This window comes from Syntrophorhabdaceae bacterium (genome assembly GCA_035541755.1).
In the GTDB taxonomy this organism is placed as follows: Bacteria; Desulfobacterota; Syntrophorhabdia; order Syntrophorhabdales; family Syntrophorhabdaceae; genus PNOF01.
This window is the reverse complement of sequence record DATKMQ010000112.1, coordinates 1-14,876: the sequence shown is the minus strand read 5'-3', so window position 1 is coordinate 14,876 and position 14,876 is coordinate 1. Positions and strand designations below refer to the sequence as shown.

General features: G+C 52.8%; 13 protein-coding genes. 4 read left to right on the top strand and 9 right to left on the bottom strand.

Features of this window, described 5'->3' with window-relative positions; all coding sequences use genetic code 11:
• Positions 1-100: 100 nt before the first annotated feature.
• The 4 genes from VMT62_11720 to VMT62_11705 all read right to left on the bottom strand — a co-directional run bounded on the left by VMT62_11720 (position 101) and on the right by VMT62_11705 (position 4,837).
• Positions 101-1,411, bottom strand: a complete 1,311-nt coding sequence (locus tag VMT62_11720) for a replication-associated recombination protein A (GenBank protein ID HVN97090.1) — start codon at positions 1,409-1,411, stop codon at positions 101-103.
• Between the two features lie 90 nt (positions 1,412-1,501).
• A complete protein-coding gene (locus VMT62_11715; GenBank protein HVN97089.1) occupies positions 1,502-1,882 on the bottom strand; it encodes an ester cyclase in 381 nt (126 codons plus the stop codon).
• Between the two features lie 84 nt (positions 1,883-1,966).
• On the bottom strand, positions 1,967-2,764 hold the full coding sequence (locus tag VMT62_11710) for an SDR family NAD(P)-dependent oxidoreductase (protein ID HVN97088.1): 798 nt from the start codon (positions 2,762-2,764) through the stop codon (positions 1,967-1,969).
• A gap of 174 nt (positions 2,765-2,938) precedes the next feature.
• Positions 2,939-4,837, bottom strand: a complete 1,899-nt coding sequence (locus VMT62_11705) for a PAS domain S-box protein (GenBank protein ID HVN97087.1) — start codon at positions 4,835-4,837, stop codon at positions 2,939-2,941.
• 373 nt (positions 4,838-5,210) lie between these two features.
• On the opposite strand from VMT62_11705, the gene cooS reads away from it, so the two are divergent.
• Entirely contained in the window at positions 5,211-7,112 is a 1,902-nt protein-coding gene (gene cooS, locus VMT62_11700; protein HVN97086.1) for an anaerobic carbon-monoxide dehydrogenase catalytic subunit, read from the top strand.
• A 97-nt stretch (positions 7,113-7,209) separates the two neighbouring features.
• Positions 7,210-7,608, top strand: coding sequence for a hypothetical protein (locus VMT62_11695; GenBank protein ID HVN97085.1), 399 nt, complete (start codon positions 7,210-7,212; stop codon positions 7,606-7,608).
• 46 nt (positions 7,609-7,654) lie between these two features.
• Here VMT62_11695 and VMT62_11690 read toward each other — a convergent pair whose 3' ends face one another.
• Entirely contained in the window at positions 7,655-8,953 is a 1,299-nt protein-coding gene (locus VMT62_11690; protein ID HVN97084.1) for a nucleoside transporter C-terminal domain-containing protein, read from the bottom strand.
• A 278-nt stretch (positions 8,954-9,231) separates the two neighbouring features.
• Between VMT62_11690 and VMT62_11685 the strand changes: the two genes are divergently transcribed.
• Both VMT62_11685 and VMT62_11680 read left to right on the top strand, forming a co-directional pair.
• Positions 9,232-9,825, top strand: coding sequence for a hypothetical protein (locus tag VMT62_11685; protein ID HVN97083.1), 594 nt, complete (start codon positions 9,232-9,234; stop codon positions 9,823-9,825).
• A 15-nt stretch (positions 9,826-9,840) separates the two neighbouring features.
• A complete protein-coding gene (locus VMT62_11680) occupies positions 9,841-10,236 on the top strand; it encodes a (deoxy)nucleoside triphosphate pyrophosphohydrolase (GenBank protein ID HVN97082.1) in 396 nt (131 codons plus the stop codon).
• 68 nt (positions 10,237-10,304) lie between these two features.
• On the opposite strand, the gene VMT62_11675 is transcribed toward VMT62_11680, so the two are convergent.
• From VMT62_11675 to VMT62_11660, 4 genes are all read right to left on the bottom strand, one after another.
• Entirely contained in the window at positions 10,305-10,799 is a 495-nt protein-coding gene (locus tag VMT62_11675) for a PaaI family thioesterase (protein HVN97081.1), read from the bottom strand.
• Between the two features lie 37 nt (positions 10,800-10,836).
• Positions 10,837-11,877: a 23S rRNA (adenine(2503)-C(2))-methyltransferase RlmN gene (rlmN, locus tag VMT62_11670; GenBank protein ID HVN97080.1), complete on the bottom strand. Its 1,041-nt coding sequence runs from the start codon at positions 11,875-11,877 to the stop codon at positions 10,837-10,839.
• 95 nt (positions 11,878-11,972) lie between these two features.
• The gene (locus tag VMT62_11665; protein ID HVN97079.1) at positions 11,973-13,742 is read right to left on the bottom strand and encodes a tannase/feruloyl esterase family alpha/beta hydrolase; all 1,770 of its coding nucleotides are present in this window, start codon (positions 13,740-13,742) and stop codon (positions 11,973-11,975) included.
• Positions 13,743-13,995: 253 nt separating this feature from the next.
• Positions 13,996-14,876 (bottom strand): hypothetical protein (locus VMT62_11660; GenBank protein ID HVN97078.1); only part of this gene is annotated, 881 nt, incomplete at its 5' end.

The following is a 14,876-nucleotide window of genomic DNA, read 5'->3' as shown; positions in this document are numbered from 1 at the left end:
GTGGCCTTTCTCTGGTAGATGGTCAAAAGGCCATTGAAAAAAGATCCGTCGAGCAGGAGATCTTCGTGGCCGCGGCGCTTAAGCGAGCGGCCGGTTGTCTCTACTTCTTTCCGTGGAAACGTTGTACCTTTTCGAGGAATTCCTGGAGTTTCTTTTCGTAACCCCTGCCCGTAGGCCGGTAGTATCGCTTTTCAAGAAGCTCGTCGGGTAGATAGGTCTGTTCAACGAGGGTATCTGTGAAATCATGGGGATAGAGGTAGCCCTTTCCGTAACCTAACTCCCCCATGAGTTTTGTCGGGGCGTTTCGTATGTGCATGGGGACCGGATATTCGGGCAACTCTCTCACATCTCGGCTCACAGCGCCATAGGCCTTATAAATCGCATTGCTCTTCTCGCAAAGCGAGAGGTAAATGGCAGCCTGAGCAAGGGCCAGATATCCTTCGGGCGGACCGATGAACTTGAAGGCCTCAGTGGCGGAGATGGTAAGCGTCAATGCGTATGGGTCTGCGTTTCCCACATCTTCCGAAGCGAAGCGGACGAGCCTTCTCATGATGTAGAGCGGGTCTTCGCCGCCCTCAAGCATCCGGGCAAGCCAGTATAAGGATGCATCTGCATCGGAACCCCGCATGCTCTTGTGAAGCGCGCTGATGAGGTCATAGTGCATCTCACCTGTCTTGTCGTAAACAGCGACCTTTTTCTGGTACGCTTCACGGACGATCTCGTGACTGATACTATGTTTTCCCGGGCCCGACTCTCTGACCATTTTGTAGCAGACCTCAAGCAGATTGAGCGCACGTCTTGCGTCGCCATCAGCCAGATAGGCGATCTCTTCAACCGTATCGTCATCGAGCGCAAGTGACGCGGCTTTGAGCTCACTGTCCTCACTCAAAGCCCTTTTCAGAATGATCACCAGTCCCTCCTTGGTAAGAGGGTTGAGCGTGATAACCCGCATGCGGGAAAGAAGCGGCGAGATGATCTCGAAGGAGGGGTTTTCCGTGGTGGCGCCGATGAGGATGATGTTGCCGTTCTCCACATGGGGCAGAAATGCATCTTGCTGAAGTTTGTTGAAGCGGTGGAATTCGTCGATGAACAGGATGATGCGTTGGAGCCTTGTCTTCTGAACCACCTCCTTCACTTCCTTAAGGCCGATGCTCACAGCGCTCAGGGAAACAAAGGGGAGTTTCATGTGGCGTCCCATAAGCCATCCGAGGGTAGTCTTTCCCACCCCGCTCGGCCCCCAGAGGATCATAGACGGTATGTCCTTCTTCTCGATGAGAAGCCGCAGCATCTTCCCCGGTCCCAGGATATGCTCCTGGCCCACGAAATCATCGAGCGTTCTCGGCCTCATCCTGTCAGCGAGCGGTTTACCCGAGTCATTCTCAAACAGAGGGTGATCTTTGAAGAGCTCCATGCTATGAAAAGATCATACAGCGGATAGGAACGTTTTTCAAGGATAGCCGCCTAGCTCATCCTTGCCTTATCCGTTCTGGTATTGGCTTTTTCAGAACATACCGTTCGGATTGGCTGAAGTTTTCGGGATCTCCTGGATAACGTCCCAGTGTTCCTCTATCTTGCCGTTCTCAAGTCTGAATATCTCGATAATCGCGCGTTTCAGCTCGGTCGTGCGCACGGAAAGTACGTGAAGTACCACGAGGTCTCCCTCGGCGATAATCTTCTTGATCTCGCTCTTTGCCTGCGGGTAGTTTGTTTTAAGGAAATCGATAAAGGCCTTGAGACCTTCGGGACCGTCCGCCACAAGGGGGTTGTGCTGCTTATAACGATTCCCGACAAACTTTTTTGCCGACTCGTAATCTTTCTTGTTGATGATGAGATCGTAGAACTCGGCAGCGATTTTTTTGTTCTTTTCGACTTCTGATGCCATCTTACTTCCTCCTGTTATGTACTTGTCGAATCACTGATTCAACGCTTCTTCCATGTATCCGAACGACTGCGCCGTCAACTGGGTTCAGAAGCTTATATGCTGGCCGCAGCTCACCGGTATGGTCTGCCCGGTTACACCGCTCGACGCGTCTGAGGCGAGGAAGAGAACGACCGCCGCTGTTTCTTCTTCCGTGGCCAATCGTTTCAAGGAACAATTCGAAGACAGGTCCTTGAGCATATCTTCAAACGCCGCACCGGTGGCCTCGGAGCGTTTTCTGACCACCCTGAATATGCGTTCCCCTTGTATCGGTCCAGGGCTCACCGCATTTACACGGATATTATACTCCCCAACTTCAACTGCGAGCGTCTCCGTAAGACCGATCTGACCCATCTTGGAAGAACAATATGCGCTTCGCATGGGATAGCCGGCTCTTCCGTCACCGGCCCTGCCCGCCTCTGAAACGATGTTGACGATAGAGCCGCTTCGCGCGGGCATCATATATTTCAGTACCTCCCTCGCGCAGAGCATACTGCCCGTGAGGTTGATGGCCAGCGTTTCGTTCCACTGAGACAGATCCATTGCGGCCACTCTCACTGTCGGCCCCGAGATACCGCTGTTGTTGACGAGTATGTCAATTCTGCCAAAACGGCACGCGGTTTCGGATACCATGCGTATTACCTCACTCTCATTGGAAACGTCTGTCTGGACGAAGTAAGCCTCGCCCCCGGCCGTATTTATCTCACTGCATGTTTCTTCGAGAGATCTAAGCGTTCTTCCGGCTATAAGCACAGTGGCCCCTTCTTTGGCGAACAAGCGTGCTATAGCCCTGCCGATGCCCTGGCCTCCGCCCGTAACAATCGCTATCTTGTCCTTTAATTCCATCCCGTGCTCTTAAAGTGAGCGGTTCATGTTGTCAGGGCTTCTCTTTCCCGCCCCGCACGCCGCGTGAGCCGCCGTCCTGAGAAAGTACACTGACAACGAACCGTGTGTCAAGATTTTTGGGGAAGGGCTTGTGATAAGCCGTAAGAATCCTATGGCTTGTGATGGATTGCGCGTTTATGCGGCGCCGCCAATTACGGCGGCAAGCTTTTGATCGAGTTCTTCGGGGTTATACGGCTTTGTAAGAGTGCCAGCAAAGCCGTAGTCTTCGAAATGTGTGATAACGGGGTCGTGCAGGTAACCGCTCGAAATAATAGCCCTGACCCGCGGATCCATGGCCTTCAGGTTCTCCATCACTTCAGCACCACCCATACCATCCTCTATGGCCAGGTCAAGAATGACTGCATCGTAGGACGCATCCGAACCCATCGCCTCTCTGTAGAGAAAAACAGCCTCTTCGCCGGTCTGCGTGGTGGTGACTTCATAACCCATGTATCGCAACAACTCCTCAGCAATCTCGAGAACCAGTTTTTCATCATCGAGTACCAGGACCCTGCCTTTACCCCGGGCAAGGACCTCTTTTCTTGCGGACGCCAATGAGACCGGCTGCTTGTAAGCGGGCAGATAAATCTGAAACGTTGCGCCTTTGTCCGGAGCCGAATCAACATAGATATAGCCGTTGTGTCGCCTGATAATTGAATAGGAGATGGCAAGTCCGAGACCGACCCCTTTTTTCGGTCCCATGTCCTTTGTCGTGAAGTAAGGATCGAAAATTTTAGACAGATTTTCCCTGGATATCCCTACCCCTTCGTCCTGAATCAGGATACGCACGTACTTTCCCTTGGGGAGCGGCAGCTTATGCTGCATGGTAATGTTCGCATTTTCGCACGTGATCGAAATGGTGCCACCCCCCGGCATGGCCTCCTTAGCGTTCGAGATTATGTTACGGATCACGCGCCTTATCTGATTCTCATCGACCTCCACCAGGAAAAGATCGTCCGCAATGGTATAATGCGGTTTGATGAAGGAACCCCGGAAGATCTCTTCTGCCGTTTCCTTGACGAGCGGTGCGATGTCGATATGCTTCTTTACCGCGTCCACGCCGTTTGAGAATGTGAGGAGCTGGTTTGTCAGTTCCTTTCCCATAAAAACGATACGCTCGGCCTCCGCTAAGTAGTCAACCGTCTTGCTGCCCTCGGATGCGTGTAACCTGGCAAGTGAGATGTTGCCTACGATGGCCATGAGAAGGTTGTTGAAGTCGTGGGCGATGCCCCCCGCCAGGGTTCCCACCGACTGGAGGTTCTTCGACTTTAAGATTTCTTCTTCCATCTTCTTCTGTTCCGTAAGATCCCTCACGACCGATACCCCGATCTGTTTACCATCCAAATCAAGGGGCCGGGTGGACACGCCGATGGGGAAGATTGTGCCGTCTCTTCTCACACCTACCGTTTCGTACCTTTCTTCTCCGGACGAATCGACCCTGCGTTCCGTAGCGCTTCCGGGTTCGGAGGCGATGAAGTCCGCTAAGCTTCGACCGACCAACAGATTACGGTCAAGGCCGAACATACGGCCCGTTCTCTCATTGGCATCCGTGATGATCCCATTTTCAACGAAGAGTATGGCATCCGGAGAGGCTTCTGATGACTTATCGAACTGCGCCTCGCTTCGTCGCTCATCTTTGACGATTGCGCTATTTGGCGTATCGCTCATAAAACCGACAATCCCTGCCACTTTGCCGTCCGCATGACACAAGGTATTTCTTCTCAAGCACACGTTTCGTACCGAGCCGTCCGGGAACGTAAGTGTCTGTTCGTGGGTTCTGTCGCCCGGTGAGCGGTACAGGTCCAGATCAGCCTTATGCCAGGACACCCTTTCTTCGGGACTGATGGGAAGGTCAAAAACGGTTTTACCCACGTAGCTTTCATGAAGCCCCTCACCGAAGAGCTTAAGGAAAGCCCGGTTATAAGCGAGATAGTACCCCTGTACGTCCTGACAATATACCGGATGAGGCATGTTGTTTAGGATTGTACGGAACCAGGGTGCCTCTCCAAAGAAGGCATGTTCCATTTCATCCATAAAGCGTCTCTGCCTTTCGCGAGAGAAAGCAGTATTCTCACTGTCTGGGTAGTTTTCGTGTCCGCTTGCCAATCGTGAGTCCGCATTTAGGACTCTAATCTCGCACCGTCTATGGGGCTCTGTTAACCAGACAAATTATATGGTATATATGCAATTTTTGTACCGCTTTGTAATACATGTACCACGTTGATAATTATGACATTTTGTGCAAACTACGTCACAAACAACCTACAATTTTTGTAGGCCTCCCTACGCAAATTGTAAACGCGCGGGTCTTATTTCTTTTGGTCTCACCGGTAACAACCCTTGTGGCTTGACGAGCCTTCTTATATTTGATTAGATTAACACCGACATAATTTAGAAGGAGGTTTTCATGGAAGGGGACAGAATTTCATATCATGAGTCCGTAAGAAGGATGTACGAACGGATTAAGAAGGACGGCATGACGAATATATGGGACAGATATGAAGCCCAGGGTCTCAGCTCAAGCCCCGACCAAAGGTGCCCCTTCTGTCAGGGCGGCGTGCGGTGCGATCTGTGCTCGAACGGTCCCTGCAGGGCTGATGTCGCAAAAGACAAACGAGGCGTCTGCGGCATCACAGGCGATGGCATGGCCATGCGTATGATGCTGCTGCGCAACGTCATGGGGGCTTCGACATACCACTACCATACTGAACAGACCGTAAAAACACTGCGGGCGGTGGCTGATGGACGTTCACCCTTCACCATTAGGGAACCGGAAAAGCTTTCGGCCTTTGCCAACCGATTTAACATACCCTCGGATTTTCCCCCTGATGAGTTAGCAATCATGCTCTGTAACTATTTTGAGGCCGATTTCAATCGCAAATACGATGAGCCGAGCTATATCGTGGAAACACTCGCTCCCATGGAAAGAAAGGCGGTCTGGAAGAAGCTCGGAATATTCCCCGGCGGCATCCACGGTGAAATGATGTTCGCTACAAGCTCCTGTCTCACCAATGTAGACGGCTATTACGCAAGCCTCGCCCTGAAAGCTATGCGGCTCGGCATTGCCATGGCCTATCAGAGTCAGATCGTCAACGAATACTGCCAGGATGTTCTCTTCGGCATACCGAGGCCCCACACCATGCGCGTTGATCTTGGTGTTCTCGACCCCACCTATGTGAACGTGCTCCCGAACGGCCATGAACCTTTTTTAGGGTTCGCTATGGTTGAACTGGCGCGAAAACCGGCTTGGCAGGAAAAAGCGAAGATAGCAGGCGCCAAAGGACTTCGCGTTATCGCCAACATCGAGACGGGTCAGGAGATGATCCAACGATGGGCCATGGATGACGTATTCTATGGTTTCACCGGCAACTGGATCATGCAGGAAGCCGTGCTTGCAAGCGGATGCGTGGATCTGTTTGCCTGCGACATGAACTGTTCCATGCCCATAGATCCCAAGTACGCGGAGAAATACAGATTCAAGCTCGTTGCGGTAAGCCCCCTTGTGGTCTTTGAAGGCGTCACCGACAGACTTGAATACGTGCCGCAGGAAGCGGAAAAGCAGGCGGCGGTCCTTCTTGAGATGGCCATAGCCAATTTCAAAGAGAGGCGATCCACGGTGGAGGCGGTAGTCGGCCTGCCCGTTACTGAAGCGACAGTCGGCTTTTCATCGGAAAGTATCCTCGACGCCCTGGGCGGCACCCTGACCCCGCTCTTCGACGCGTTAAATAACGGTCTGGTGAGGGGCATCGCCGGTCTTGTCTCCTGCACCACGCTACGCGACGTCGGGCAAGACATCCATAGTGTCCGCATTGCCAAGGAACTGATCAAGCGCGATGTGCTTGTGCTCTCCATGGGGTGCGGAAACGGGGCCATGCAGGTTGCAGGGCTTACGAGCCCCAATGCAAAGGAGTTTGCCGGAGAAGGTTTGAAAAAGGTATGCGACACCCTTTCCCTCCCCCCGGTGCTCTCCTTCGGTACATGCACCGATACGGGCCGACTTGCCGACCTTCTGTTCTTGATATCTAATGCCACAGGCATCGCCATCCCGGACCTCCCCGTAGCCGCCGTGGCGCCTGAGTATATGGAACAGAAGGCGACGATCGACGCTATTTTCGCGCTGGCCCTCGGTCTTTACACCTACGTCAACCCGGTGCCCACGGTCACCGGGGGACCGAATCTCGTGAGGCTTTTGACCTCGGACCTCAAGGACCTGACGGGCGGTGTCTTAAACGTCGAAACGGATTATACCAAGGCCGTGGACGGCATCATGGCGCATATCGAGGCGAAGCGACAAAGGTTGGGTCTATAGGCCAGGGTAATGAAAGAGGCCTCTTCTTTTTCTTTTTGCCTTTATCTGATATAATTAGGTATGGCGCACACGCTTAAGCGCGCTAAAGGAGGTTTGTATGAGACGCCACGTTTCAATAATCGTAGCCGTCGTCCTGATTGTGGCCGTGCTCTTTTTGCCCGCGAGTAGTCACGCCTGGGGTCACTTCGGACATCATTACGGCTGGTACGCACCCGGTGCGTTCATAGGCGGAGTCATACTCGGCACCGCCATAGCTCGTCCATATTATTACTACCCTTATCCGGCCCCTGTATACGCTTATCCTCCACCGACCGTCGTCTATGTTAATCCGCAGCCCGTGTATGTGCCGAACCAGGCTTACGCATCACCCGATCCGGCCGCCACTTCAAATGCAGCACCCAATCCCGCCACAGGAGAGTGGATTGAAGTGCCTGGCCAGTATGTGAACGGCACATGGGTGCCCGCCCATAAGGTGTGGGTATCGAACCGGCACTGATTCACCGGACTTAAACGCAGGCCCGCCGGAAGAAACGCTCCTCTGCTCATGGATGCAAAAGTATGCCGCCACCGCCGGTATAGAACAGGCCGGCAACGGCGCCCGTTATAAAACAGGCGACGTTTGCCGCGAGTAGTGACCAGAGTCCCAGGATCGCAATGTCCTTGGTTCTTTCCGGAACCAGGCTGGAGGTACCGCCGACAAAAATCGCAAGCGAGGGTACATGAGCAAAGCCGCAGAGCGCATAGGTGGCTATGACGGCGCTCCGTTCATAGACTATCTTTCCCTCTTTCATGATGAGACTCAGGTCCTGATATGACTTTACCTCAGTCATGATAATCCGCTCTCCAATGATCTTGGCTATAGCCGGCGCATCCACAGGGGGAACCCCCATAGCCACGGTGAACGGATAAAAGACATACTGGAGAATATGGTTAATGGTGATATCCACCGGAGTCTTCAAGAGAAACCCGAGGCCTTTGCCCGCATAGAGAAGGCCAACGTCCACGAGAGAGACGAGCCCGATGAATGCGATGAGCAGAGCGCCGATCCCCACGACCATCTTGACCCCTGCCATGGCCCCGTTTATAATCGCCTCGATCACGTTATCGGCCTTTGTATATTCGACCTTTACGACCTTTCCGAGCGTCAGAGGAATCTCCGTTTCCGGTATGATGATCTTGCTTGCCAGGATGGCTGAGGGGGCAAGGAGTATGGATGCCGATATGAGATGGCCGGCCACGGTTGGAAAAACACCGGCGAGGATAATAACATAGAAGCCGAGCACGCTCGACGCGATCGTCGCCATACCGGTTGTGAGCACAACGAGCAATTCCGATTTTGTCATCTTGCTCAGATAGGGCCTCACCGTGAGGTTTGATTCAATCCCAAGAAATATCTGGGCCGAAGCGCAGAGCGACTCGGCCCCGCTGATACCCATTACCATTCTGAATATCCGGGCAAAGACGTCTATGAGTTTCTCCATGAGGCCCACGTGATAGAGTAGTTCCATCAGGGCAGCGAAGAATATGATGGAAGGCAGTGCCTGAAAGGCGAGGATAAAACCCAGCGAACCCGCCTCCCCGGGGGCCGTCGCGAGAGGCCCGAAAAGAAACCTGATGCCTTCGAACGCGCTGTCGATCAGCTTCATAGTTGCGTCGTTCAGAAACAGGAAGAACTTAGCCCCGAGCGGAAAAAGAAAAACGAACAGGGCGAAAAGAATCTGCAATGCGATACCCCAGAAGATCACCCTGAAGCTGACGCGCCTTCTACTCTGAGAAAAGAGAAATAAAAAGGCAATGAAGAAAACAATACCACCGGCAGAAACCAGGTTGTAGACGCTCATATGTCATGCCCTCCGAATCGAAGTAACAGACCTTTTCTTCTTTATACATCGGGCCGCGTGTCAACGGCAACCCCAAAATTTATGCGGCCGGGGGAAATGCTTAAGCGTACGTATAATCGCCGCCGCAGGCAAGTTCCCGCGAATATTCGCCCCTTTGGAACGCTTACGCTTGGCATACCCCGGCAGCATTCGTGTGTTCATTTTCAAAAAACCCTTAAACAGCATAAAGAGATTGACACTGTTCAGTTTGTCTTCTACAATGATCCGTGAGCGCCTCCATGAAAAGCTCCGCTGTGCGACGTTCATCTGTCTTGACTATCCTGGTTTTGATATGCTGTGTAGCTAACGCAAAGGCAGGTGCCTTAGCTTATCAACACCCGGGGACAGGTCTTATTTTTCCCGATACAGTGGGGCAGGCAAAACTTGTCAGCGTAAGGGACTATGAAAAGGAGAGCCCGGGGCTCGGTGTGGGCATCATGTATCGCGCTGAAACCTTCAAGGCTGACGTATTCCTCTACGACCTGGATCAGGGATCCGTCCCCACCGGCGCTGCAGCTCCTCTCATCTCCGCGCAGTTTGAACAGGCCGTCAGTGACGTTTACGCGGTGGAAAAAATGGGCATCTACAAAGACATTGTCATGGAGTTGCCAAAAGAGACGGTGCGAGTGGGCGCCTACTCCTTCCTCCACAGTAGGATGATCTTTACCCAGGATAGTAATGAACGCGTCTCCCATCTCTATTTGACCGGTTATAAAGGCCAGTTCGTGAAGGTAAGAATTACCTATTTGCTAAGCGATGCGGCAAACGGCGAAAAATCGCTGACCGACTTTCTTAGTATGCTCGCCGGCAGCATGAAAGCCGCCGAACAGTGAGGCACCATTCTCGCTATGACAAACCCTGAGTATGTTCCCGTCACCGCAGCTGTGATCGAGAAGGACGGCAAGATCCTCATCGCCAGGAGAAAGACCCCTTTCATGGGCTACGCCTGGGAGTTTCCCGGCGGAAAGCTCGAAGATAATGAGACCCTTGAAGAGTGCCTGAAAAGGGAAATCCGCGAAGAACTCGATATCGAGATCCACGTAGGGCCGCTTATTTCGCTCAATAAACACGTGCTTAATTGTGAGTCGGCCATCGTACTCTATGCGTACCGGGCGAGACACGTGTCAGGAGAAATTACTCTGAAAGATCATGAAGAAGTGAAATGGGTACGGCCGGAAGATCTCCTGAATTACGATTTCCCGGATCCCGACCGGTTAATCGCCAGAAAAGTAAGTGAGGGATGACGGGGCATCCTCAGACATCTGAAGAGAGCCCGTGAGAACCCTCTTCTCGAAGACCTGCCCCATGTCGTTTAATCCTGCCTTCCGAGGGAGAGGAAGAACTCCCTCATTTCGGGCGTTGCCGTGTCGAGTTCCATTCTGTTCGCAACCCCCTGAAGATCGATCTTCTTGCCTTCCCTGAAGACCGCATTCATCCTGGCGTATATTTCGCCGTTTCCATCTTCCACCCAGGCGGTTGCGTGAATGTCTTTCTTCTCCATCCGGACAAACTTGCCCTGCGCCCTGTAGTGAATATTGCACGCAATGGGTTTTAAGAACTCCATCTCCACTTTCCTCGTCATGGCCATCTTTTTCGTCTCCAGGAGTATCACATACCAGATAATGCTGTCGAGGACGCCGAAAATCATGCCGCCATGCACAACATTCTTGTATCCTTCAAAACGCCGGTCAACGAAGAAATCGGTGTAGACAAGGCTGCCATCACACATCATGGTGAGTTGCAACCCGTCGCTGCGCTCGGGACTCGAAAAAAACGATCGTTTGTATGCCGGTAATCTGCCTTTCATCTGTTCGCTCCATTTCTCACTATCTCAAGTTGGAAGTTCATGTTTCACATCCTTTCAGGTATCGCATACCGAGCTGCCCACAGGCGCCCGCCACGTCCTGCCCCCGGGAATCCCGTATCATTGTGGTGAAGTGCCGCCCGTAAAGGTAATCGTGAAACATGGTGACCGATTTCGCATCCGGTGCCATAAATTCCAGATAGGGCGACGTATTATATGGAATAAGGTTTATCTTGCACTTAACCCCTTTCAGAAGGTCCGCGAGCCGTCGGGCGTCTTCCGGGGAGTCGTTGACGTCTTTTATTATCACATATTCGAAAGTGGTCCTTATCCTGTTCGGGCCCTGAAAGGACCGGACGTAATCGACAATCTGGCCAATGGGATAGAGCCTGTTGATAGGCATGAGGCGCGACCGGGTCTCATCATCGGCTGCGTTGAGCGATAAAGCGATACTTGCGGTTTTTAAGGGAAGTGTCCTGATGCCGTCCAAAAGACCTACTGATGAGACGGTGATCCTCCTGTATGAAAAATCGAGTCCTATGGATTCCTTGAGAATGGTGAGCGCTTTCACAACATTATCGAGGTTATCCATAGGCTCGCCCATGCCCATGAACACGATATTCGTGATCCTCCCCTCGCCTAATCCCTTCAAATACTCTTTGACTGTCACAACCTGATTCACGATCTCTGCCGCGGTGAGGTTGCGTTTAAAGCCGATCTTCCCTGTTACGCAGAACTTACAACCCATTCTGCAGCCGATTTGTGAGGATATGCAGAGTGTGTTCCTCTCTTTCTCCGGCATGATGATGCTTTCAATAATGTGACCGTCGGCCGCGGAAAGGGCAAACTTCCGGGAACCGTCGCCTGAGAGCAGGACCTCCTTGATCTCGAGCAATTCCACGGAGAACATGTCCCGAAAGACCTGTCTAAGACTCTTCGGGATGTCCGTCATCTCGTTAAAGTCGAAGACACTTTTTGCGTAGATCCAGGTATAGAGCTGCCGGGCCCGGAATTTCTCCCGGCCCGCCGCACCGATCGTCGCTTCCAGGTCTTTAAGCGTAAGACCGAAAAAACTCTGCATGACCGAATAGGAATAGCAGAAAACAGGGCCTATTGCAAGGCTACCTCACTCTCTATGCGTAGGCGAGGTCAACCTCGCCTACGCCCGATATCCGGTCACGGGACCACACACGAAAAACTCGATGCCGCTTCAGTGTCGCCGCTCCCCTTATATTTGGGTATTTCAGGGTAGGCGCACAATAGTCGGGTCCGCCCGGGGGACCATGAAACAGGCACTTCAGCATTTACCACGTCGGCCGCCACGACCCCCTTGCCCCGTGCCCGCGCAACCACACTGTCCGGCGCAATCCCTTTCTCAACCCAGTCCACAAGGGCATCCGTGAGGTCAAATTGATCGGTCGATGGGCCTCCTCTCACGTGAGCCATGCCCGGGACAACGAACAAGCGGATCATATCGTATGCCTTCTGTCCGTACCGCGCTTTGAAATCTTCGTACCAGTTGATCGTATCGCTCGCCGAAAAGATCGGGTCGGCGGCTCCATGATAGACAATCATCTTTCTATTGTTGGCAACGAATCCTGATAGAACAGTTGCGTCCGGGGGCGTCATAAAGGACATGGCCGACTCTGTATAGATGCTGCTTGTCGCATAGATCTTAGGCGCATCGGTGTCCATATTGAATCCGAGATCAAAATCGATCAGCGTATTTCCCGTACCGCTGAGCACTGAAGGGGAAACGGGAGGCGTCATGAAAACAAAACCCACAGCAAGCGGATCACGGGGGCCTGTACTGTTGGCAAATTTCCAGAAGCCCCAGTTCGCGCTTGCGATGCCGGGGTCCCAGAAGAAATTCGTGTACAGCGGCTGTCCCGCCGAGTTCCTCGCGCCGGTGTGGACCGCTGCGAGCACCTTTTTCTGCGCTTCAGTGAGACAGGTGCCGTCGGGCGCTGCCGAACAGGTCGGAACATCGGTCGCGATATTGAACGCCGACTGACATTTCTTGACGTCACTGACCATATGATCATTGAGACCGTCGAGGTTATCGCATTTAGCCACAATCTTATCGGACACGAGCTGAAGGTCGGCCTGTGAAAAACTCGTGGCCACATCAGGCCTGCCCGTGGCGGGAGATATTTTGGATATGGGGGCATATTGCTGAACCCCCCACAGTTGTGCTATGGCCGCTTTGGGCAGGTTAAACCCCGGCGACGCCGCAAGGTACCCGTCGTATTGATCGGCATAGCGCGCCGCAGCCACCATGGTATGGCGTCCGCCGTTGGAGCCGCCTGCAATGTACGATTTATCGGGCATCTTGCCGTAATATGTCTTGATCAGGTTCTTGGCCATGGGGGTGAGCGCTGCCACCGCGTTATATCCATAGTCGAGGCGGGCCTGCGGGTCCAGTCCGAAGAGGCCGCCACCGATCGGGCCCTGCTCCATCTGATGGCCCGCGTCCGAGCTGATGACGGCAAACCCTTTGAGAAGCCCGTTGGAGGTCGGACCTCCACTCAACACGTCGCCGTAAGCGTTGATGACCATGCCATCGAGTCCTCCGTTTGCCTGGTAGAAGAAACGGCCGTTCCAGGATGTTGGCAGGCGCATCTCAAAGCCGATGGCGTACATCTTGCCATCTACAGGGCTCTTGCGCTCGTTCATTTTGCCCTTGACCACACAGTGTTCCGGCATTGCCTCGGCGATGCCGGGGATACGCAGCGTGCCCGCTGGCACTTGAGAGACCGAGGAAATAACCGTATTTGTATAGCTGAAAACCCTGGGAAGATCGTTGCAGGCCACCAAAGCCCTGGCCGGGGTGGCCTCGGTTAAGGGTGATGCCTTGCCGCCCGCCTCGGGCTTGAACCCATTCATGGTTGTGCAGCTCACAACAAAAAGAAGGATTACGATCACAAAAAACAGCTTGTTCTTCATCTGGCATCCTCCTAAATCAATAAAATTGCCGGCAACTTCCCCTTGCCGGGTGAAAATTCGTCAAGGCTCAAGGTGCCCCGCATCCGCCTAAATATCAACCGCACGCATGCGGCATGTCTCAAAGTGACCCTTCTTTATAGAGGATTATCACAGAAAAACAAATACTGCAATGTAAAGTCAAAATACCCCGTGGAATTCGTAGTGTAGATCGTCCCTGCCTAACCACAACCCGGGCCCTGCCGTTCGTTCTGCCTCAGATATCGACCGTAAGCCTGTTCGGAGTCTTGAAACCCCGGATAGTTTTGCCATGGATCTTTCTGAAGAAATAAGAGACGAGATCCCGGTCCTGTGGCTCCTCTACATACTCATTGCGCCTCACGTCATAGCTAATAAATCGCTTCCCTGATAACAGACTCTTCAAGATATAGACATCGTGCTCTCGTTCGGGGATACATTCTGTCTCAGCTATGTCGCTTAGCCTTTCCATGGCGGGATTCCGATCAACCATGCCTTTCACCATATTGATGAATCGCGTAAGCTTCACAAAGGTCGCGGTCGTCTCTCTCGGAAACAGCGGATTTGATGGATAGAGCGCGCTCGACCGCATGACTTTCAGGTACCTCTCCCAGTCACCGCCTATCGAATCATGAAAAAGAGGGCTCGTGGGCGCGAGATAGTATACGCTCGGTCCGGCAAGAAGGCGTCTCTCCATGAGAAAGATCATGGTCTCGATGATATCGTCGTGTCTTTGTCCGGGAAGGCCGAGGATAAAATGGGCCTCCACAACAAAGGGGGAGGATTCGAGGTAGGAAAGAAGATCAGTGAAATGTGCGGGAAATACCCTCTGCTGTGCGTGATGAACCGCGTGAGACGCGTCAACGAGGGAGAAATTGAGACGTCTGAAGCCTGCGTCATACATGAGTTCAAGCGTTTCTTTATCGAGGGTGCCTGCGTAGAGGCCGTTCATTGCGGAGAGCTCTATCCCTGTACCCTGGAATAATTCCAGGACCTTCCGAAAAGACTTAAGGTCGAGATTGAGCATATCGTCTTCAAAGTCGATAGCCCTGATATTAAGCCCACGGCAATCCTCTATCTCCTTCTCGATGCTTCCTATTTCGCGTCGTCTGTAAGGCA